Genomic DNA, 20,790 nt, shown 5'->3' on the forward strand with positions numbered 1-20,790 from the left:
CATGAGTGTTTTAATTAAGCCTATAATTACAGAAAAAGTAACAAAAGACGGTGAAGTTTTTGGCCGTTATGGTTTCGTAGTTGATAGAAAAGCGAACAAAATTGAGATCAAAAAAGCAGTAGAAGCTACTTATGGTGTTAATGTTGTTAACGTAAATACTATGAACTATGGTGCTAAGCGTTCTGTTAAATATACAAAAAGCGGTATGATTAACGCTAAAACTAATGCTTTCAAAAAAGCAATAGTTGAATTGAAAGAAGGAGATAATATAGACTTTTATTCAAATATCTAATAAATAATGTCAGTTAGAAAATTAAAACCTATTACCCCAGGTCAGCGTTTTAGAGTTGTAAATAGTTTTGACGCTATAACAACTGATAAGCCGGAGCGTAGTTTACTAGCACCGAAAAAAAAATCTGGAGGTAGAAATAGTCAAGGAAAAATGACCATGCGCTACACAGGTGGTGGTCATAAACAAAGATATCGTATTGTCGATTTTAAAAGAACAAAAGAGGGAGTTCCTGCAGTTGTTAAAACAATCGAGTATGATCCAAACCGTTCAGCATTTATTTCATTACTTGCTTATGTGGATGGAGCTAAAACTTACGTTATCGCACAAGCTGGTCTTAAAGTTGGACAAACTGTAGTTTCAGGACCAGATGCATCACCTGAAGTAGGTAATGCAATGCCTTTAAGTAAAATTCCTTTAGGAACTGTTATTTCTTGTATTGAACTACGTCCTGGACAAGGAGCTGTAATTGCTCGTTCAGCTGGTACTTTCGCACAATTAGTAGCAAGAGATGGTAAGTATGCAACAATTAAAATGCCTTCTGGTGAAGTGCGTTTAATTTTGTTAACTTGTATGGCTACTATTGGAGCTGTATCGAACCACGATCACCAATTAATCGTTTCTGGTAAAGCTGGTAGATCTAGATGGTTAGGTAGAAGACCTAGAACAAGAGCTGTAGCTATGAACCCGGTAGATCACCCAATGGGAGGTGGAGAAGGTCGTTCTTCTGGAGGACATCCACGTTCAAGAAACGGGATGCCTGCTAAAGGTTATAGAACTCGTTCTAAAGTTAAGTCGAGTAACAAGTATATCGTTGAACGTAGAAAGAAATAAAAGAGTAAGACATGGCACGTTCGTTAAAAAAAGGACCTTATGTTCACTTTAAATTAGAGAAGAAAGTTCTTAAAAATGTAGAGTCTGGAAATAAAGCTGTTATCAAAACTTGGTCAAGAGCTTCTATGATTACTCCAGATTTCGTTGGACAGACTATCGCAGTACATAATGGTCGTCAATTTGTTCCTGTATATGTAACAGAGAACATGGTTGGACACAAATTAGGGGAATTTTCACCAACAAGATCGTTTAGAGGTCACGCTGGTGCAAAGAATAAAGGTAAAAAATAATAAGAAGCTATGGGAGTTCGTAAAAGAGAAAGAGCTGAGCAAATTAAAGAAGCTAATAAGCAGGTTGCTTTTGCTAAGCTAAACAATTGCCCTACTTCTCCAAGAAAAATGCGCTTAGTAGCGGATTTAGTAAGAGGACAGAAAGTAGAAAAAGCTCTAAATATATTGAAATTCAGCACAAAAGACGCTTCTCGTAACTTAGAGAAATTACTTTTGTCTGCAATTGCAAACTGGCAAGCAAAAAACAGCGAAGAAAACATGGAAGAAGCTGGACTTTTTGTAAAAGAAATTAGAGTAGATGGAGGAATGATGTTGAAAAGACTTCGTCCTGCACCTCAAGGAAGAGCACACAGAATAAGAAAACGTTCTAATCACGTGACAATCGTATTAGGATCTAATAATAACACACAAAGCAATTAATAAACAGTATGGGACAAAAAACTAATCCGATCGGGAATCGCCTTGGTATTATTAGAGGATGGGACTCAAACTGGTATGGTGGAAATGATTACGGTGATAAAATCGCTGAGGATCACAAAATCAGAAAGTATATCCATGCTCGTTTATCAAAAGCTAGTGTATCTAAAGTAATCATTGAGAGAACTTTGAAACTTGTAACCGTTACTATCACTACTGCTAGACCCGGTATCATTATCGGAAAAGGTGGACAAGAGGTAGACAAGTTGAAAGAGGAATTGAAAAAGATTACTGATAAGGAAGTTCAAATCAATATCTTTGAAATTAAGAGACCTGAACTTGACGCGTTCTTAGTGGCTGCTAGTATCGCTCGTCAAATCGAAAACAGAATTTCTTACCGTAGAGCAATCCGTATGGCGATTGGAGCTGCGATGAGAATGAATGCTGAAGGAATCAAAGTAATGATTTCTGGTCGTTTGAATGGTGCTGAAATGGCACGTTCAGAATCTTTCAAAGAAGGAAGAATTCCATTATCTACTTTCAGAGCTGACATCGATTATGCACTTGCTGAAGCTCATACTACTTACGGTAGAATGGGAATTAAAGTGTGGATCATGAAAGGTGAGGTTTACGGTAAAAGAGATCTTTCTCCGTTAGCTGGTATGGATAAAAAACAATCTAAATCGCCAGCAGGATCTAGTAAAGGTAGACCTAACCAACGCAAAAGAAAGTAATTTTTAAACTGAAGAAAAATGTTACAGCCTAAAAGAACAAAATACCGTAAGGTACAGAAAGGTAAGATGAAAGGGATTTCCCAAAGAGGGCATGAACTTTCTAATGGGATGTTCGGAATTAAATCTTTAGATTCAGCATTTATCACTTCTCGTCAAATCGAGGCTGCACGTATCGCTGCAACTCGTTTCATGAAACGTGAAGGACAATTATGGATCAAGATTTTCCCAGACAAACCAATCACTAAGAAGCCTCTTGAAGTGCGTATGGGTAAAGGTAAAGGTGCAGTAGAATACTGGGTTGCTGTGGTAAAACCAGGAAAAATAATGTTTGAGGTTGGTGGTGTTCCACTATCTGTAGCAAAAGAAGCATTACGCTTAGCTGCTCAAAAACTTCCTGTGAAAACAAAATTTATAATTGCTAGAGATTTCGAAGCATAATAGAAATTTATCATGAAACAATCTGAAATAGTAAACCTATCTGTAGCTGATTTACAAGAGCAATTAAAAGAGTTGACTAACGCATTAAATAGCTTAAAAGCTACTCATGCAATTTCTCCAATCGAGAATCCTCTTCAAATCAGAAAGGTGAGAAGAACAATTGCTAGAGTGAATACTGAGCTAAGCAAAAGAGAGTTACAATAATTGTATTCTGCCAAAAGATGGAAAATAGAAAAGAAAGAAAAGAAAGAATAGGTGTTGTTACTAGTAACAAAATGGAGAAATCTATTGTTGTTTCTGAAGTAAAAAAAGTAAAACACCCATTATATGGAAAGTTCGTGAAGCAAACTAAAAAATATGTGGCTCACGACGAAACGAACAACTGCAACATTGGTGATACAGTTAGAATTATGGAGACTCGTCCATTATCTAAATCAAAATGTTGGAGATTAGTTGAAATCATTGAAAGAGCGAAATAATTATGGTACAACAAGAATCTAGACTTAAAGTAGCAGATAACACGGGAGCAAAAGAGGTTTTGACTATCCGTGTATTAGGTGGGACAAAGCGTCGTTACGCTTCAGTAGGGGATAAAATTGTAGTAAGTATCAAAGACGCAACTCCAAACGGAAGTGTGAAAAAAGGTACTGTTTCTACTGCTGTAGTTGTTCGCACTAAAAAAGAGGTTAGAAGAGCTGATGGATCATACATTAGATTCGATGATAACGCTTGCGTATTGTTAAATGCTGCAGGTGAAATGAAAGGAACTCGTGTTTTTGGACCAGTAGCAAGAGAACTTCGTGAAAAACAATTCATGAAAATTGTATCATTAGCACCTGAGGTGTTGTAATTCGTTCTAAACATGATTAAGCTAAAGATAAAAACAGGAGATACTGTACGTGTTATCGCTGGAGATCACAAAGGATCTGAAGGAAAAATCGTACGTGTATTACGCGAAAAGAACAAAGCTATTGTTGAAGGGGTAAACATCATTTCTAAGCATGTTAAGCCTAGTGCTACTAACCCTCAAGGTGGTATTGTTAAAAAAGAGGCTCCTATCCACATTTCTAATTTAGCGATCGTAGATCCTAAAACAAATGATACTACGAAAGTAGCGATCCAAAGAAATGAAAATGGAAAAAATGTAAGAGTTTCTAAAAAATCAAATCAAGTATTATAGTTATGGCTTATATACCAAGACTTAAAGAAGAATATAGTAGCAGAGTGATCTCTGCTCTTAAAGAGGAGTTTGGATACAAGAACATTATGCAAGTTCCTAAACTTGAGAAAATTGTTGTTAGCCGTGGTGTTGGTGCAGCTGTATCTGACAAAAAATTAGTTGATTACGCAGTAGAGGAATTAACTAAAATTACAGGACAAAAAGCAGTAGCTACTATTTCTAAGAAAGACGTTGCTTCTTTCAAATTGAGAAAAGGAATGCCAATTGGAGCTAAAGTTACTTTACGTGGAGAAAGAATGTATGAATTCTTAGACCGTTTAGTTACTTCTGCTTTACCACGAGTGAGAGATTTCTCTGGTATCAAATCTGATGGATTCGACGGTAGAGGAAATTATAACTTAGGTGTAACTGAGCAAATTATTTTCCCTGAAATCAATATTGATAAAGTAAACAAAATCGCTGGTTTTGATATTACGTTTGTAACATCTGCTAACACAGATAAAGAAGCAAAATCTTTACTAGTTGAATTAGGATTACCTTTTAAAAAGAATTAAGAGTTATGGCTAAAGAATCAATGAAAGCCCGTGAGGTTAAAAGACAAGCATTAGTAGCTAAATATGCGGATAAAAGAAAAGCTCTTTTAGAGGCTGGTGACTACGAAGGGTTACAAAAATTACCTAAAAATGCTTCTCCTGTGCGTTTACACAACAGATGTAAATTAACTGGAAGACCTAGAGGGTATATGCGTCAATTCGGTATTTCTCGTGTTACTTTCCGTGAGATGGCTAACCAAGGGTTGATACCAGGAGTTAAAAAGGCAAGTTGGTAATTAAGATTTAAAGGTAAAAACAATGTATACAGATCCAATAGCAGATTTCCTTACAAGAATTAGAAATGCTGTGCGTGCAAACCACAAAGTGGTAGAGATCCCAGCATCTAACTTCAAAAAAGAAATCACGAAAATTTTATTCGATCAAGGATATATCTTAAGCTATAAATTTGATGATAGTACAGTTCAAGGTACAATCAAAATAGCTTTGAAATACGATAAAGACACAAAAGAGTCTGTGATTAGAGATATCCAAAGAATTAGTAAACCAGGTTTGCGTAAATACGCTTCTGCAACTGACCTTCCAAGAATCTTAAACGGTTTAGGAATTGCGATTGTTTCAACATCAAAAGGATTGATGACTGGAAAACAAGCAAAACAATTGAATGTTGGTGGTGAAGTAGTTTGTTACGTATACTAATTTAAAAAGACTAAGAAATGTCAAGAATAGGAAAAAGTCCGATAACAATTCCTGCTGGTGTAACAGTTGATGTTCAAGAAGGCGTTATTGTTGTTAAAGGTAAATTAGGAGAGCTTACTCAGAAATTCGATACAGTTAGTGTTAAAGTAGAAGATAATCAAGTTGTTGTAGAAAGATCATCTGACGATAAAGATGAAAGAGCTAAACACGGATTATACCGTAGCTTAATTAACAATATGATTACTGGTGTTTCTGAAGGATTTACTGTAACTTTAGAGTTTGTAGGGGTAGGTTACCGTGCTTCAAACCAAGGGCAAAAGCTAGACTTAGCTTTAGGATTCTCTCACAATATCGTGATGGATATCGCTCCTGAAGTTGTAGTTGAAACAATATCAGAAAAAGGGAAAAACCCTCTAGTAAAATTAACTTCTTACGACAAACAATTAGTAGGTCAAGTAGCTGCAAAAATCCGTTCTTTCCGTAAGCCAGAGCCTTACAAAGGAAAAGGAATCAAGTTTGTAGGTGAGGAATTAAGAAGAAAAGCAGGTAAATCAGCTTAAAAATTAAGACTATGTCATTAACAAAATCTGAAAGAAGACAACGTATAAAGTTCAGAATTAGAAAGACAGTTAGCGGTACACCTGCTAGAACTAGACTTTCTGTATTCAGAAGTAATAAAGAAATCTATGCACAAATCATAGATGACGTAAATGGAGTAACTTTAGTGTCAGCATCGTCAAGAGAAGCTGGGATAACAAGAGGAACCAATGTTGAAACTGCTGCATCGGTTGGAAAACTAATCGCAGAGAAAGCTTTAAAAGCAGGTATCGAAACTGTATCTTTTGATAGAAACGGTTATTTATACCACGGACGTGTTAAATCATTAGCAGACGGCGCTAGAGAAGCTGGATTAAAATTCTAATTAGTTATGTATCAAAATTATAAAAACGTAGAATTTGTAAAACCAAGCGGTCTTGATTTAAAAGATCGTTTGGTTAGTGTTAACCGTGTTACTAAAGTAACAAAAGGGGGAAGAGCTTTTGGTTTTTCTGCTGTTGTTGTAGTAGGTGACGAAAACGGTGTAGTGGGTCACGGTTTAGGTAAATCTAAAGATGTATCTGAGGCTATTGCTAAAGCAGTTGAAGATGCTAAGAAAAACTTAGTTAAAGTTCCATTAAACGGACATACTATTCCGCACGAACAAAAAGGTAAATTCAGTGGAGCGCGTGTATTGTTGATGCCAGCATCATTAGGTACGGGAGTTATTGCTGGAGGTTCTGTGAGAGCGGTAGTTGAAGCTGTAGGAATTACAGATTTATTATCTAAGTCTCAAGGTTCTTCGAATCCACATAACGTGGTGAAAGCTACTTTCGATGCTTTATTACGATTAAGAAGTGCTTCTACAGTTGCAAAACAAAGAGGAATTTCTTTAGAAAAAGTATTTAAAGGTTAATTTGAAAGATTATGTCGAAAATCAAAATAAAACAAGTAAAAAGCCAAATTAAATGTCCTCTTAACCAAAAGAGAACATTAGAGGCTTTAGGACTTCGTAAGATTGGTCAAGTAGTTGAACATGATGCTTCTACTGCAATCTTAGGAATGGTAAATAAAGTTCAACACTTAGTTTCTGTAGAAGAAATTAAATAATATTCGCAATAGATGAATTTAAGTAATTTACAACCAGCAAACGGTTCAGTACACAACCAAAACAAACGTGTTGGTCGTGGTGAAGGTTCTGGAAAAGGAGGAACTTCTACAAAAGGACATAAAGGTGCTAAATCACGTTCAGGTTATTCGAAAAAGATCGGATTTGAAGGAGGGCAAATGCCACTTCAAAGACGTGTACCTAAATTCGGTTTCAAAAACATTAACAGAGTTGAGTACGCTGTAATTAACTTAGAGGCTTTACAAGGTCTTGTTGATAGCGGAAAAGTAACTGATACTGTAGATTTTTCTCAATTAGTTGATTTAGGATTAGCTACTAAAAACAGTTTAGTTAAGGTTTTAGGACGTGGAGAGCTAAAAGCAAAATTAAAAGTTTCTGCTCATAAATTTTCAGCTTCTGCCCAAGCAGCTATCGAAGCAGCAGGAGGAGAAGTTGTAACGTTATAAAATCTTAGTGAACAGGATGAAGAAGTTTTTTGAAACATTAGCCAGTATCTGGAAAATTGAAGAGTTAAAAAATAAAATCTTAATCACATTAGGACTATTACTTGTGTACCGTTTCGGTACACAAGTAACTCTACCAGGTATTGATGCAACGAAATTGCAAGCGTTGACTGATCAAACGGATCAAGGAATCGGATGGTTAATTAACGTTTTTACAGGTGGTGCATTTGCACAGGCATCTGTTTTTGCTTTAGGTATTATGCCTTACATTTCTGCTTCCATTGTGGTGCAGCTGATGGGAATTGCGGTTCCTTATCTGCAAAAATTACAAAATGATGGAGAAAGCGGTAGAAAGAAAATGAATCAAATTACAAGATGGTTAACTATCGGTATTACCTTATTACAAGGACCTAGTTACATTTATAACTTGTATGTGCAATTGCCATCAGATGCATTTTTGCTAGGTTTTAATTCTTTCTCATTCTTGTTTTCTTCAGTAATGATACTAACTGCCGGAACTATCTTTGCCATGTGGTTAGGAGAAAAAATTACTGATAAAGGGATTGGAAATGGTATTTCGTTATTAATTATGGTTGGTATTATTGCAAGACTTCCAATGTCTTTCATCCAAGAATTCCAATCACGTATTACAGAAAATAACGGAGGACCAATGTTAGTTGTTATTGAAGTAATTTTATGGTTATTGATTATCGTAGCTTGTATCTATTTGACATTAGCTGTACGAAGAATTCCAGTACAATACGCTCGTAGAAGCACTTCTGGAACGTATGATCAATCCATGTTAGGAGGAAACCGTCAATGGATTCCTTTGAAACTAAATGCTTCAGGAGTTATGCCAATTATCTTCGCGCAAGCGATTATGTTTGTGCCTGCTGCTGTAGCTGGTTTGTCAACTTCGGATACTGCAAAATCAATTAGTAATACATTCCACAATGTATTTGGTTGGGAGTATAATTTACTTTTTGCTTTATTAATCATTATTTTTACGTACTTTTACACCGCGATTACAGTACCTACTAATAAAATGGCAGATGACTTGAAGCGAAGTGGTGGTTTTATTCCAGGGGTTAAACCTGGTTCAGAGACTGCAGATTTCTTAGATAGAATTATGTCATTGATCACTTTTCCTGGGTCTTTATATCTTGCAATCATTGCTGTTTTTCCAGCAATCATTGTAAGCATCTTAGGGGTTCAACAAGGATGGGCGATGTTTTATGGTGGTACTTCACTATTAATTATGGTAAGTGTTGTAATTGATACAATCCAACAAGTTAACTCATATCTATTAAACAAACAGTATGATAGTATGATGACAAGTGGTAAAAATAGAAGAGCGACAGCTTAAATTTTATGGCAAAACAATCAGCAATAGAACAAGACGGAGCAATAATCGAAGCATTGTCTAATGCAATGTTCCGTGTAGAATTAGAAAATGGTCACGTTGTTATCGCGCACATCTCAGGTAAAATGCGTATGCACTACATTAAGTTGTTGCCTGGTGATAGAGTGAAACTGGAAATGAGTCCATATGACTTGACCAAAGCAAGAATTACTTATAGATATTAAAGAGGCTATTAAAATGAAAGTAAGAGCATCAGTTAAAAAAAGAAGTGCCGAGTGCATCATAGTACGTAGAAAAGGTAGACTTTACGTTATTAATAAAAAGAATCCTAGATTTAAACAAAGACAAGGATAATTATGGCAAGAATCGCAGGGGTAGACATACCTAAATACAAAAGAGGAGTTATTGCTTTAACTTATATCTTCGGGATTGGTTCTAGTAGAGCTAAAGAAATTTTAGCAACAGCTAATGTTGATGAAGATAAGAAAGTACAAGATTGGAATGATGACGAGATCGGAGCTATCCGTGAAGCAGTAAGTCATTTCAAAATTGAAGGTGAATTACGTTCAGAGATTTCTTTAAACATCAAACGTTTAATGGATATCGGTTGTTACAGAGGAATCCGTCATAGAACTGGACTTCCATTAAGAGGACAAAGAACGAAGAATAACTCGAGAACGAGAAAAGGTAAAAGAAAAACTGTTGCTAACAAGAAAAAAGCAACTAAATAATAAGTAGTAATATGGCTAAAGCGAATACAAAAAAGCGTAAAGTTGTTGTAGAAACAACAGGTGAAGCTCATATTAATGCAACATTCAACAATATCATTATTTCTTTGACTAACAAGAAAGGTGAAGTAATCTCTTGGTCGTCTGCAGGTAAAATGGGATTCAGAGGTTCTAAAAAGAACACTCCGTATGCTGCTCAGATGGCTGCTGAAGATTGTGGTAGAGTTGCACTTGAGGCAGGATTGAAAAAAGTAAAAGTTTATGTTAAAGGTCCAGGAAACGGAAGAGAATCTGCAATCAGATCTTTACATAATGGTGGAATCGAAGTAACTGAGATTATCGATATTACTCCAATCCCACACAACGGATGTCGTCCTCCTAAGAGAAGAAGAGTTTAATTTATAGTATAACCAAAGGTAGGATAGATTATCGGAGGAAAGTGACCTGAATTCATAATCCCTACCTTTTTTTTATTTTGAAAAATGGCAAGATATACTGGTCCACAAACAAAAATCGCTCGTAAATTCGGCGAAGCTATTTTCGGAGATGATAAATCATTCGAAAAAAGAAACTACCCTCCAGGACAGCACGGATTAGCTAAAAAAAGAGCTAAAAAATCTGAATATGCTATCCAGTTAATGGAGAAACAAAAAGCAAAATACACATACGGTATCTTAGAAAAGCAATTCCGTAATATTTACAAGAAAGCTGCGGCTGCTCGTGGAGTTACTGGTGAGGTATTGATTCAATTGTGTGAATCGAGATTAGATAACGTAGTTTACAGAATGGGAATTGCTCCTTCTCGTAGAGCTGCTCGTCAAGTAGTTTCTCACAGACATATCACAGTTAATGGTGAAGTAGTGAATATTCCTTCTTACCAATTAAAAGCTGGTGATAAAGTTGCTGTTCGTGAAAAATCTAAATCTTTAGAAGTTATCGAACGTTCGTTATCTAATTCTAGTTCTGTTTACGAATGGATTACTTGGAATCCTGAAACTTTAGAAGGTACTTTCGTTGCTGTACCTCAAAGACTTCAAGTTCCAGAAAACATCAAAGAACAGTTAATCGTAGAGTTGTACAACAAATAATAATTGACATTCAGTCGAAACAAATATGGCAATATTTAATTTTCAAAAGCCCGATAAAGTTATCATGATTGATTCGACCGATTTTAGAGGTAAATTCGAATTTAGACCTTTAGAACCGGGATATGGATTGACTATTGGTAATGCATTGAGAAGAGTACTTCTGTCTTCGTTAGAGGGGTATGCTATTACTTCAGTACGTATCGAAGGAGTTGATCACGAATTTTCTACCATCGCTGGTGTTGTTGAGGATGTTACTGAAATTATCCTTAACCTTAAGCAAGTACGTTTTAAACGTCAGGTGGAAGATATAGATAATGAATCTGTAAGTATCACTTTTTCAGGGAAAGAACAAATGACTGCTGGAGATTTCCAGAAGTATATTTCTAATTTCCAAGTATTAAATCCGGAGTTAGTTATCTTCAATTGCGAAAGCAGTGTAAGTATTACAATGGATTTAACAATCGAGAAAGGGAGAGGTTACGTTGCTGCAGAGGAGAATAGAAAACCAAATGCACCAATCGGAACAATTTTCACAGATTCGATTTATACTCCAGTTAAGAACGTTAAGTATGCTATAGAAAATTACCGTGTAGAGCAAAAAACGGACTACGAAAAGTTAGTTTTTGATATCATTACAGACGGTTCTATTCATCCAAAAGACGCCTTAACAGAAGCAGCTAAAACATTGATTCATCATTTTATGCTGTTCTCAGACGAGAGAATTACTTTAGAGGCTGATGAAATTGCTCAAACTGAATCATACGATGAAGAATCATTGCATATGAGACAGCTTCTAAAAACTAAATTGGTAGATTTAGATCTTTCAGTTCGAGCGTTAAATTGTTTAAAGGCGGCTGAAGTAGATACATTAGGAGATTTAGTATCTTTCAACAAAAATGATTTGATGAAATTTAGAAACTTCGGTAAGAAGTCACTATCTGAATTAGAAGAATTAGTTGCTGTGAAAGGATTAAATTTTGGTATGGATCTATCAAAATACAAATTAGATAAAGAATAATCTAGACCGCTAAAGTCTAAATTCGATAACGCAATGAGACACGGAAAAAAAATAAATCACTTAGGTAGAAAAGCTGGACATAGAAATTCTATGTTAGCTAATATGGCTTGTTCTTTGATTGAGCACAAGCGTATCAATACTACTGTAGCTAAAGCAAAAGCATTAAAACAATATATTGAACCATTAGTAACTAAATCTAAAACAGATGATACTCATAATCGTCGTGTTGTTTTCTCTTACTTGAGAAGCAAAGAAGCTGTTACTGAATTGTTCAGAGAGGTTGCTCAAAAAGTTGGTGATCGTCCAGGAGGATATACACGTATCATCAAATTAGGTAACCGTTTAGGGGATAACGCTGATATGGCTATGATTGAATTCGTTGACTTCAACGAAATCTACAATGTAGCTAAGAAAGAAGCTAAGAAAACTACTCGTAGAGGTAGAAAGAAAGCTGAAACTGTTGACGCTCCTCAAGCTGAAGCTACTACAACTGAAACAGAAACAAATGAATAATAATTCATTATATATGTTTTCATTATAAAATTAAAAGGACATTCTTTTTAGAATGTCCTTTTTTTTGCTTTATTTTTGCATCACTACAATACAACTTACACATGGAATATAAAAGAAAAGAAGACGGTATCATTGTTTTAGCAGATGGCACCGTTTTTTATGGGAAATCAATTGGTATTAAGGGAACAGCATTTGGTGAAATTTGCTTTAATACTGGAATGACAGGGTACCAAGAAGTATTTACTGATCCGTCATACTACGGACAAATTATGCTTTCTACAAATCCACATATCGGAAACTATGGAGTCAATGCTGATGAAGTGGATTCTGATGGAATCAAGATTGCTGGTTTAGTATGTAAGAACTTTAGCTACGAATATTCTCGCCCTGGGGCAGATGGTAGTTTATACGATTATTTTGAAGCACATCAATTAGTTGCTATTTCTGATGTGGATACAAGAGCTTTGACTGCTTATATCCGTGATAATGGTGCTATGAACGCAGTTTTAAGCACAGATGGTAAATCAGTAGAGGAATTAAAAGCTTTATTGAAAGAAGTGCCTTCAATGGAAGGATTGGAACTTTCTTCTGTGGTTTCAACAAAAGAACCTTATTTTTATGGGAACCCAGAAAGCAAATACCGCGTATCTGTTTTAGATTTGGGTATCAAAACAAATATTTTACGTTGTTTAGCAGAACGTGATTGCTATATTCAAGTATTTCCATACAATAGTTCATATGAAGATTTACTTGCTTTCAATCCGAATGGAATCTTCTTGTCTAACGGACCTGGTGATCCACAAGCATTAGCGGATAAAGGAGTATTAACGGTAGTTAAACAAGTTGTAGAAGGAAATTTACCTGTTTTTGGTATTTGTTTAGGACATCAGTTAATTTGTTTATCTCAAGGTGTGGGTACATACAAAATGTTCAGTGGACATAGAGGAGTAAATCACCCAGTATTAAATGTATTGACTGGTAAAGGAGAAATTACGTCTCAAAATCATGGATTTGCCGTGATTAAAGAGGAGTTGACAAACCATCCTACGTTAGAAATTTCACATTTACATTTAAATGACCAAACTGTGGCAGGTGTTCGCATGAAAAACAAAGCAGTTTTCTCTGTACAATACCACCCAGAATCTAGTCCTGGACCACATGATTCAAGATATTTATTCGACGATTTCGTTTCGAATATGAGTCAAAATTAAATTGATCCTTTTCATGCTAAAGAAGGATTTGAAAAAGTAAAATACACAACACAATAGTCTTGGACCATCAACCACAAGGGGTCCTAGACTAATTAATAACACACACTTTAATTATGAGTACAATTTTAAGCGTTCACGCACGTCAAATTTTAGATTCTAGAGGTAATCCAACTGTTGAAGTTGATGTGATTACAAGTAATGGAAGTTTAGGAAGAGCTGCTGTTCCGTCAGGAGCTTCTACTGGAGAGCACGAAGCTGTCGAATTAAGAGATGGTGGAAAAGCTTTTATGGGTAAAGGCGTTTTAAAAGCAGTTGAGAACGTGAATACAATTATTGCTGAAAATATTGTAGGTTTAAGCGTATTTGAACAAAATTATATCGATCAGTTGATGATTGATTTAGATGGTACACCAAATAAAGGAAACTTAGGGGCTAATGCAATTTTAGGTGTTTCTTTAGCTGTGGCTAAAGCAGCAGCAGCTGAATTGGGCATGCCTTTATACCGTTATGTAGGTGGTGTATCTGCAAATACACTTCCTGTACCCATGATGAATATTATCAATGGTGGATCTCACTCTGATGCTCCTATTGCTTTCCAAGAGTTTATGATTATGCCGGTAAAAGCAATTACGTTTTTACATGCCATGCAAATGGGAACTGAAATTTTTCATCACTTGAAAAAAGTGTTGCACGACAGACAATTAAGTACAGCTGTTGGTGATGAAGGAGGATTTGCTCCTACTTTAAAAGGAACAGAAGATGCATTAGATTCAATTAAAGTTGCCGTAGAGAATGCAGGATACCGTTTTGGAGATGAAATCATGCTTGCTTTAGACTGTGCAGCTTCTGAATTCTATGTAAATGGAAAATACGATTATACTAAATTTGAAGGCGATTTAGGCAAGGTACGCAGTTCACAAGAACAAGCAGACTATTTGGCAGAATTAGCCGCTAAATATCCTATTATTTCTATTGAGGATGGAATGCATGAAGATGACTGGGAAGGATGGAAATACTTAACAGAAAAAATCGGAGATAAAGTACAATTAGTAGGTGATGATTTATTCGTAACGAATGTTACGCGTTTAGAAAGAGGAATCAATGAAGGTATTGGAAACTCAATTCTAATTAAAGTAAATCAAATTGGTACATTGACCGAAACGATAGCAGCAGTTAACATGGCGAAAAATGCTGGATATACTTCTGTAATGTCACATCGCTCAGGAGAAACTGAAGATAGTACAATTGCAGATTTAGCAGTAGCTTTAAACTGTGGTCAAATTAAAACAGGTTCTGCTTCGCGTTCGGATCGTATGGCAAAATACAACCAATTGCTTCGTATTGAGGAAGAATTAGGTGATGTCGCTTATTATCCACAAGAAAAAGCATTCAAAATCAATTAATTTTAGCAAATTAATAAAAAAGCTCCAACTTATGATGTTGGAGCTTTTTTTGTAAAAAATCTATTTATTTATTATTTTTTTAATAGTATATTGTAGATTGAAATACAATTGTTTATAACAATATATTTTTATAGAAATTGTGTCGAAAATGTTGTGAATCAATGATTATTATTAGCTTTTATATCTTGTATGTAAGCATAATATTTCTTATCTTTCCAACTGCAAAAAACATTTTAAATGTTTAATTATATAAATAAAAAGTAAATAAAAAATAACAATATGTCTAAAACAGCTTTTATAGAAGTTGATGGTCAAAGACACGAACTGCCAGTATTAGTTGGTACTGAAAACGAAGTAGCAATTGATATCTTAAAATTACGTGCTTTAACAGGGGCTATCACTTTAGATCCAGGGTATAAAAATTCTGGTTCATGCCAAAGTGCAATTACTTTCCTAGATGGAGAACAAGGAATTTTAAGATATAGAGGCTATTCAATCGAGGACCTTGCTGCTAAATCTAACTTTTTAGAAGTTTCTTATTTAATTATTTTCGGAGAGTTACCTACACAAGAGCAATTAACTCAATTTGAAAAAGATATTCGCAAGTATTCGTTAGTAAACGAAGAAATGAAAAATATCATAGACGGATTCCCGAAAACAGCACACCCAATGGGGGTATTAGCTTCTTTAACAAGTGCGCTAACGGCTTTTAATCCAAAAGTTGTTGATGCAGACTGTGAAAAGAGCTTATATGAAGCTGTTTGCAAAACGATGAGTAAATTCTTAGTTATTGCAACGTGGACCTATAGAAAAGCAAAAGGATACCCATTGAATTATTACGATAACACAAAAAGTTACGTAGATAGTTTCTTACAGTTGATGTTTGCTTTGCCAACGGAACCTTATGAAATGGATCCAGTTGTTAAAAATGCAGTAGATAAATTATTTATATTACATGCGGATCACGAACAAAACTGTTCTACTGCTACAGTAAGAATGGTAGGTTCATCGCATGCTGGATTATTCGCTTCAATTTCAGCTGGAGTATCTGCTCTTTGGGGACCTCTTCACGGAGGTGCTAACCAAGCAGTACTTGAGATGTTAGAAGCAATCCAAAATGATGGTGGTGATGTTGAGAAATATATCAACAAAGCGAAAGACAAAGATGATCCATTCCGTTTAATGGGATTCGGTCACCGCGTTTACAAAAACTTCGATCCAAGAGCACGTATCATTAAAAAAGCAGCAGATGAAGTATTAGCTAAATTAGGAGTTGATGATCCTGTTTTAGATATTGCTAAACAATTAGAAGCAGCAGCATTAAAAGATCCGTACTTTGTAGATCGTCACTTATATCCAAACGTAGATTTCTACTCTGGAATTATCTACAGAGCATTAGGTATCCCAACGGAGATGTTTACAGTAATGTTTGCTATCGGTCGTTTACCAGGATGGATCGCACAATGGAAAGAAATGAGAATCAACAAAGAGCCTATCGGACGTCCACGTCAATTGTATGTTGGAGAGCCTTTAAGAGCATTTGTTCCAATGGACCAAAGAAAATAATTTTCTGTCCAGCATAAAATAGAAAAGGAAATGAGCAATCATTTCCTTTTTTTATTGGTTAGGAGTGATAAGAGGTGATAAGAAGTGTTCTAATCTATGTGAACAGCTATTTCAATGAAAATTTAATAGGATTAGGCATACTTTCATCATACTACTAGAAAAAAGTAAAAACACACAAAAACAACTTTTTATCAAAAGGGGTTTTACTATATTTGTACAAAATGACAGCATATGTTACAATTAAATGTAAAAAATGAAACCTCTCGTTTGCGGGCTGTGGTCCTAGGCACTGCCGTTAGTAATGGACCCACCCCAACAATTGAAGAAGCTTATGATCCCAAATCACTAGAGCATATCAAAGCAGGAACGTATCCTATTGAAGCCGATATGGTGCGTGAGATGGAAGCCTTTAATCAGGTTTTTGAAAAATACGAGGTAAAGGTTTACCGACCTGAAATCATTGAAAACTATAATCAAATCTTTACTCGAGACATTGGATTCGTGATTGATAATAAATTTATCAAAGCCAATATACTTCCCGATCGAGACAGAGAATTAGACGCTATAAACTACGTTTTAGATCAAATAAATCCCAACGATATTATATCCGCACCAAAGGAAATGCATTTCGAAGGTGGTGATGTAATGTTGTGGAACGATCATATCTTTATTGGATCATACAAACGTCCTGATTATCGCAATTATATTACTGCTCGTACCAATGAATTGGGGGTTGAATTTATTCGTGAATTATTTCCAAATAAAACAATCAAGAGTTTTGATTTAGTTAAATCAAAAGTAGAGCCTAGAGATAATGCCTTGCATTTAGATTGTTGTTTCCAACCGGTAGGTTTGGATAAAGCCATTATCTATAAAGGAGGTTTTTATGATGAGAAGGAATATCAATATTTAGTTGATATCTTTGGTGAGGCGAATTTGTTTCAAATTACAAGAGAAGAAATGTATCACATGAATTCAAATATCTTCTCTATTGCCCCTGACGTGGTAGTTTCAGAACGAAACTTTACGCGCTTGAACAATTGGTTAAGAAGCCATAATATTACAGTAGAGGAAATTCCATATGCCGAAATTGCGAAGCAAGAAGGGCTATTGAGATGTTCTACATTGCCTTTAATAAGAGATTAATTTGAATAGTATGAAACAGATAACAAATAATATTCTGATGATTCGTCCTGTTGCTTTTCGCATGAATGAGCAAACAGCAGTGAATAACTATTACCAAAAGGTTTTAGATAATTTGACACCAGCAACAGTAAATGCAAAAGCACAGCAAGAATTTGATGCTTTCGTAGATAAATTACGTGCAGTAGGAGTACAGGTTACGGTAGTTGATGATACAGTAGATCCGGATACACCAGATAGTATTTTTCCAAACAACTGGATTTCTTTCCACGAATCTGGAGAAGTTGTTTTGTATCCAATGTTTGCTGAAAACAGAAGATTGGAAAGACGCGAAGATATCTTGGATATTTTAGAGGAACAAGGCTTTGAAATCAACGATATTTGGGATTATACTTCAGCAGAAGAAGATGATTTGTTTTTAGAAGGAACAGGGAATCTTTTGTTAGACAGAACGAATGAAATCGCTTATTGTGCTTTATCTCCACGTGCAGATGAAGGCTTAGTGATTGAGTTCTGTGAAGACTTTGAAATGAATCCAGTTATCTTTGAAGCATTCCAAACCGTTAATGGAGAACGTAAAAATATCTACCACACCAATGTAATGATGTGTTTAGGAGATACATTTGCCGTTATCTGTGCAGATACTATTGACGATAAACAAGAAAGAAAAATTGTTTTGAATCACTTAAAAGAATCAGGAAAAGAAATTGTTCTTATTACAGAAGATCAAGTAAATAATTTTGCGGGTAATATGTTACAAGTTTTAGGTGCAAATGATGAAAAATACTTGGTAATGTCTACACAAGCTTTTAATAGCTTAACAAATGGACAGATTAAAACACTTGAAAAGCACGCAAAAATTCTACACAGCAGCTTAGATACTATTGAAGCATGTGGTGGTGGAAGTGCAAGATGCATGATGGCAGAAGTGTTCTTACCTAAAAATTAGAAGCTCAGCGTATAGATCGAAAAGCGAAGTTGTTAACTTCGCTTTTTTTATTAAAAATATATTATTTAAAATCAATTTAAATAATATATTTTCTTATCTTTGCAATTAAGAATCTATCTAAATAAAAGACTTTACATATAAATGAAACGTTCACTACTGCTTGCAACAGGTACCTTACTTACTTTAAGTTCGACTGTAGTTGCTCAAACAAATGATACGATCAAAGAGCCTGAACAAAAGTTGGAAGAAATTGTAATTTCAGGTCAATATAATCCGCAGTCGATCAATAAAGCTATCAATAACGTAACTATTCTAAATAGACAAAGAATTGAAAATTTAGGTGCTGTTACCTTAGCGGATGCTTTAAATCAAGTAATGAATATTTCTATTTTACCTAATGCAGGTTCGGGTAGATCAACTGTAAAAATGTTTGGCCTAGATGCCCAATATTTTACTATTCTAATTGATAATGTACCCATGATTTCGGATGAAGGATTTGGGAATAATACCGATTTAACGCAAATCAATCTTGATGATGTAGAGCAGATTGAAATCGTTGAAGGAGCAATGGGAGTTGACTATGGAGCTAATGCGGTAACAGGAATTATCAATATCATCACCAAAAAGAATAACGTTAACGATTGGAATGTCAACTTCTTTGTACAAGAAGAAACCGTAGGTAATGAGTATGACTGGAAGAATAAAGGAAAGCATACACAGGGAATTACAATGGGACATAACATCAATGATAATTTATATGCTAGTCTTTCGTATACTCATACTGATTTTAAAGGATGGTATAACGACCGTGAAGGATTCACTTATTATGGTGATGAAGATAAAAGAGGGCATGAATGGTTGCCTAAGAATCAAAATAATATCAAAGGATTTTTAAACTATCACAAAAATTCGTATCGCGTATACTACAAGTTCGAGCTGTTTGATGAGCGAATGAAAGATTATGCTAAGCTCTTCAATATAAACGAAGATCCTGTTTTTGAAACTATTAATCCTGTAGCAAATGATCGTATTTTAAATACGAAGCGTTGGTCTAATGTTTTAAACACTTCAGGAAATTTAGAAGATTTATTCCGCTTTGATTTATCGTTCTCTTACCAGAAGCAAGAACGTGAAACGGACAAATACAGATATCGTATTATGTATGATGAAAAATATGATAGAAGTTCGTATAAAAGTGAAAGTAGAGAAGTGTTTTTCTCTAGAGGTACATTCAGTGACTTCATCAAACTAGAAACAGCTAAGTTTCAAGTTGGATATGAAGTAGCCTATACCAATGGTTATTCTGCTATGTCTGAGCAATTAGCCGAAAATCCACAGAAAAAATCATTGGGAAGTTATGATTTCTATGCCTCTTCTGAGATTAATGTATTGCCTAGATTGATGGTGCGTCCAGGGTATCGTTTGATGACTTCGAATACATTTAATAGTCAGCATGCATTGAGTTTGGTATTGAAGTATGTACTTCCAGGTGATTATGAAATTAGAGGTACTATCGGTACATCACCGCGTTTACCTAACTACGAAGAATTGTATACTTATTTTGTAGACGTGAATCACGATTTACAAGGAAATGAGAATTTAAATCCTGAGAAAGGAAAAACAGCATTTTTAAATTTCAAGAAAACATTTGCTTTAGCAGATAATATTGAAATAAATAATAGCTTAACAGGACGTTATTTAGAAGTTTCAGATAAAATTGATTTAATTGAAGTTGTAAATCCAGAGGGATTAAAGTACGTGTATGAAAATACAGATTTATACCGCAATATTGGAGTGACCTTTTTAAGTCAATTGAGCTGGGATGCTTTTGATTTTGGATTAGGATTCACCATGTCTGGCGTATCACAAGAGATGTATAAAGCACCCAAAGGAACAGATAAATTCTTATATACCCCAGAGGTAACTGCAAATATCAATTATCGTTTGGCAAAAACAGGGACGAATTTCTCTCTATACTATAAATTTAATGGAGAAGAAGAACGATTCAAAAAAGGATCGGATGAGTTTGGTGAATATTATGTGAAAGGAAAACAAGAAAGTTATTCTTGGTTAGACTTTAGTGTGAGACAACCATTTTTCAAAAATATGTTGTACGCAACTGTTGGAGTGAGAAACTTATTTGATATTAAAGATATTAGGTCATCTACTAGTGGGGCTACAGCACACGGAGGAGGAGCTACAGCAATACCAATTGGATATGGAACGAGTTTCTTTATTAAATTACAATATAAATTAGGATTTTAATT

At 35.1% G+C, this 20,790-nt stretch carries 32 protein-coding genes; all 32 read left to right on the top strand.

All coding sequences use genetic code 11. The features are described 5' to 3' along the window. Position 1 precedes the first annotated feature (1 nt). The 32 genes from rplW (at position 2) to AWV75_RS09140 (ending at position 20,788) form a co-directional block, all read left to right on the top strand. Complete coding sequence (rplW, locus tag AWV75_RS08990) at positions 2-292, top strand: 50S ribosomal protein L23 (protein WP_060874040.1); 291 nt, start codon at positions 2-4, stop codon at positions 290-292. 6 nt (positions 293-298) lie between these two features. Continuing rightward, entirely contained in the window at positions 299-1,123 is an 825-nt protein-coding gene (rplB, locus tag AWV75_RS08995) for a 50S ribosomal protein L2 (RefSeq protein WP_060874041.1), read from the top strand. A gap of 11 nt (positions 1,124-1,134) precedes the next feature. Further along, a complete protein-coding gene (gene rpsS / locus AWV75_RS09000; RefSeq protein WP_002987514.1) occupies positions 1,135-1,413 on the top strand; it encodes a 30S ribosomal protein S19 in 279 nt (92 codons plus the stop codon). Between the two features lie 9 nt (positions 1,414-1,422). After that, complete coding sequence (rplV, locus tag AWV75_RS09005; RefSeq protein WP_002987512.1) at positions 1,423-1,833, top strand: 50S ribosomal protein L22; 411 nt, start codon at positions 1,423-1,425, stop codon at positions 1,831-1,833. A gap of 8 nt (positions 1,834-1,841) precedes the next feature. Further along, on the top strand, positions 1,842-2,564 hold the full coding sequence (rpsC, locus tag AWV75_RS09010; RefSeq protein WP_002987511.1) for a 30S ribosomal protein S3: 723 nt from the start codon (positions 1,842-1,844) through the stop codon (positions 2,562-2,564). An 18-nt stretch (positions 2,565-2,582) separates the two neighbouring features. Next, positions 2,583-3,002: a 50S ribosomal protein L16 gene (gene rplP, locus AWV75_RS09015; RefSeq protein ID WP_002987510.1), complete on the top strand. Its 420-nt coding sequence runs from the start codon at positions 2,583-2,585 to the stop codon at positions 3,000-3,002. 12 nt (positions 3,003-3,014) lie between these two features. Further along, positions 3,015-3,206: a 50S ribosomal protein L29 gene (gene rpmC / locus AWV75_RS09020; RefSeq protein ID WP_002987509.1), complete on the top strand. Its 192-nt coding sequence runs from the start codon at positions 3,015-3,017 to the stop codon at positions 3,204-3,206. Between the two features lie 17 nt (positions 3,207-3,223). Next, entirely contained in the window at positions 3,224-3,481 is a 258-nt protein-coding gene (rpsQ, locus tag AWV75_RS09025) for a 30S ribosomal protein S17 (protein WP_002987508.1), read from the top strand. A 2-nt stretch (positions 3,482-3,483) separates the two neighbouring features. Next, positions 3,484-3,852: a 50S ribosomal protein L14 gene (gene rplN / locus AWV75_RS09030; RefSeq protein ID WP_002987507.1), complete on the top strand. Its 369-nt coding sequence runs from the start codon at positions 3,484-3,486 to the stop codon at positions 3,850-3,852. A gap of 12 nt (positions 3,853-3,864) precedes the next feature. Continuing rightward, on the top strand, positions 3,865-4,182 hold the full coding sequence (gene rplX, locus AWV75_RS09035) for a 50S ribosomal protein L24 (RefSeq protein ID WP_060874042.1): 318 nt from the start codon (positions 3,865-3,867) through the stop codon (positions 4,180-4,182). Between the two features lie 2 nt (positions 4,183-4,184). Further along, the gene (rplE, locus tag AWV75_RS09040) at positions 4,185-4,736 is read left to right on the top strand and encodes a 50S ribosomal protein L5 (RefSeq protein WP_060874043.1); all 552 of its coding nucleotides are present in this window, start codon (positions 4,185-4,187) and stop codon (positions 4,734-4,736) included. A gap of 5 nt (positions 4,737-4,741) precedes the next feature. Next, positions 4,742-5,011: a 30S ribosomal protein S14 gene (rpsN, locus tag AWV75_RS09045; protein ID WP_002987503.1), complete on the top strand. Its 270-nt coding sequence runs from the start codon at positions 4,742-4,744 to the stop codon at positions 5,009-5,011. Between the two features lie 22 nt (positions 5,012-5,033). Next, positions 5,034-5,432, top strand: a complete 399-nt coding sequence (gene rpsH, locus AWV75_RS09050; protein ID WP_002987500.1) for a 30S ribosomal protein S8 — start codon at positions 5,034-5,036, stop codon at positions 5,430-5,432. A gap of 17 nt (positions 5,433-5,449) precedes the next feature. Beyond that, positions 5,450-5,992 (top strand): 50S ribosomal protein L6, encoded by a 543-nt coding sequence (rplF, locus tag AWV75_RS09055; protein WP_060874044.1) that lies wholly within the window; start codon positions 5,450-5,452, stop codon positions 5,990-5,992. Positions 5,993-6,003: 11 nt separating this feature from the next. Next, positions 6,004-6,354, top strand: a complete 351-nt coding sequence (gene rplR / locus AWV75_RS09060) for a 50S ribosomal protein L18 (RefSeq protein WP_060874045.1) — start codon at positions 6,004-6,006, stop codon at positions 6,352-6,354. 6 nt (positions 6,355-6,360) lie between these two features. After that, on the top strand, positions 6,361-6,885 hold the full coding sequence (gene rpsE / locus AWV75_RS09065) for a 30S ribosomal protein S5 (protein WP_002987497.1): 525 nt from the start codon (positions 6,361-6,363) through the stop codon (positions 6,883-6,885). An 11-nt stretch (positions 6,886-6,896) separates the two neighbouring features. Continuing rightward, a complete protein-coding gene (gene rpmD, locus AWV75_RS09070) occupies positions 6,897-7,079 on the top strand; it encodes a 50S ribosomal protein L30 (protein WP_002987496.1) in 183 nt (60 codons plus the stop codon). Between the two features lie 12 nt (positions 7,080-7,091). Then, positions 7,092-7,544 carry a 50S ribosomal protein L15 gene (rplO, locus tag AWV75_RS09075; protein WP_002987495.1) on the top strand — a complete coding sequence of 151 codons (453 nt, stop codon included), beginning with the start codon at positions 7,092-7,094 and terminating at the stop codon, positions 7,542-7,544. A 16-nt stretch (positions 7,545-7,560) separates the two neighbouring features. Continuing rightward, on the top strand, positions 7,561-8,907 hold the full coding sequence (secY, locus tag AWV75_RS09080) for a preprotein translocase subunit SecY (protein WP_060874046.1): 1,347 nt from the start codon (positions 7,561-7,563) through the stop codon (positions 8,905-8,907). Positions 8,908-8,912: 5 nt separating this feature from the next. Further along, a complete protein-coding gene (gene infA, locus AWV75_RS09085; protein ID WP_002987492.1) occupies positions 8,913-9,128 on the top strand; it encodes a translation initiation factor IF-1 in 216 nt (71 codons plus the stop codon). 13 nt (positions 9,129-9,141) lie between these two features. Next, complete coding sequence (ykgO, locus tag AWV75_RS18480) at positions 9,142-9,258, top strand: type B 50S ribosomal protein L36 (RefSeq protein WP_002987490.1); 117 nt, start codon at positions 9,142-9,144, stop codon at positions 9,256-9,258. 2 nt (positions 9,259-9,260) lie between these two features. Continuing rightward, on the top strand, positions 9,261-9,635 hold the full coding sequence (rpsM, locus tag AWV75_RS09090; RefSeq protein WP_060874047.1) for a 30S ribosomal protein S13: 375 nt from the start codon (positions 9,261-9,263) through the stop codon (positions 9,633-9,635). Positions 9,636-9,646: 11 nt separating this feature from the next. Beyond that, positions 9,647-10,030: a 30S ribosomal protein S11 gene (gene rpsK, locus AWV75_RS09095; protein WP_002987484.1), complete on the top strand. Its 384-nt coding sequence runs from the start codon at positions 9,647-9,649 to the stop codon at positions 10,028-10,030. A gap of 84 nt (positions 10,031-10,114) precedes the next feature. After that, entirely contained in the window at positions 10,115-10,720 is a 606-nt protein-coding gene (gene rpsD / locus AWV75_RS09100) for a 30S ribosomal protein S4 (RefSeq protein WP_002987483.1), read from the top strand. 25 nt (positions 10,721-10,745) lie between these two features. Further along, positions 10,746-11,738, top strand: coding sequence for a DNA-directed RNA polymerase subunit alpha (locus AWV75_RS09105; protein WP_060874048.1), 993 nt, complete (start codon positions 10,746-10,748; stop codon positions 11,736-11,738). 33 nt (positions 11,739-11,771) lie between these two features. Beyond that, entirely contained in the window at positions 11,772-12,251 is a 480-nt protein-coding gene (gene rplQ, locus AWV75_RS09110; RefSeq protein WP_002987480.1) for a 50S ribosomal protein L17, read from the top strand. Between the two features lie 101 nt (positions 12,252-12,352). Then, a complete protein-coding gene (gene carA / locus AWV75_RS09115; RefSeq protein ID WP_060874049.1) occupies positions 12,353-13,462 on the top strand; it encodes a glutamine-hydrolyzing carbamoyl-phosphate synthase small subunit in 1,110 nt (369 codons plus the stop codon). A 113-nt stretch (positions 13,463-13,575) separates the two neighbouring features. Continuing rightward, a complete protein-coding gene (gene eno / locus AWV75_RS09120; RefSeq protein WP_002987478.1) occupies positions 13,576-14,865 on the top strand; it encodes a phosphopyruvate hydratase in 1,290 nt (429 codons plus the stop codon). A 279-nt stretch (positions 14,866-15,144) separates the two neighbouring features. Further along, the gene (locus AWV75_RS09125; protein WP_060874050.1) at positions 15,145-16,431 is read left to right on the top strand and encodes a citrate synthase; all 1,287 of its coding nucleotides are present in this window, start codon (positions 15,145-15,147) and stop codon (positions 16,429-16,431) included. Positions 16,432-16,662: 231 nt separating this feature from the next. Continuing rightward, positions 16,663-17,577, top strand: a complete 915-nt coding sequence (locus AWV75_RS09130) for a dimethylarginine dimethylaminohydrolase family protein (protein WP_060874051.1) — start codon at positions 16,663-16,665, stop codon at positions 17,575-17,577. Between the two features lie 10 nt (positions 17,578-17,587). Further along, a complete protein-coding gene (ctlX, locus tag AWV75_RS09135; protein WP_060874052.1) occupies positions 17,588-18,523 on the top strand; it encodes a citrulline utilization hydrolase CtlX in 936 nt (311 codons plus the stop codon). Positions 18,524-18,664: 141 nt separating this feature from the next. Further along, entirely contained in the window at positions 18,665-20,788 is a 2,124-nt protein-coding gene (locus tag AWV75_RS09140) for a TonB-dependent receptor plug domain-containing protein (RefSeq protein WP_060874053.1), read from the top strand. Positions 20,789-20,790: the final 2 nt, after the last annotated feature.

The sequence above is a fragment of the Myroides odoratus genome, from assembly GCF_001549985.1.
Taxonomy (GTDB): Bacteria; Bacteroidota; Bacteroidia; order Flavobacteriales; family Flavobacteriaceae; genus Flavobacterium; species Flavobacterium odoratum_A.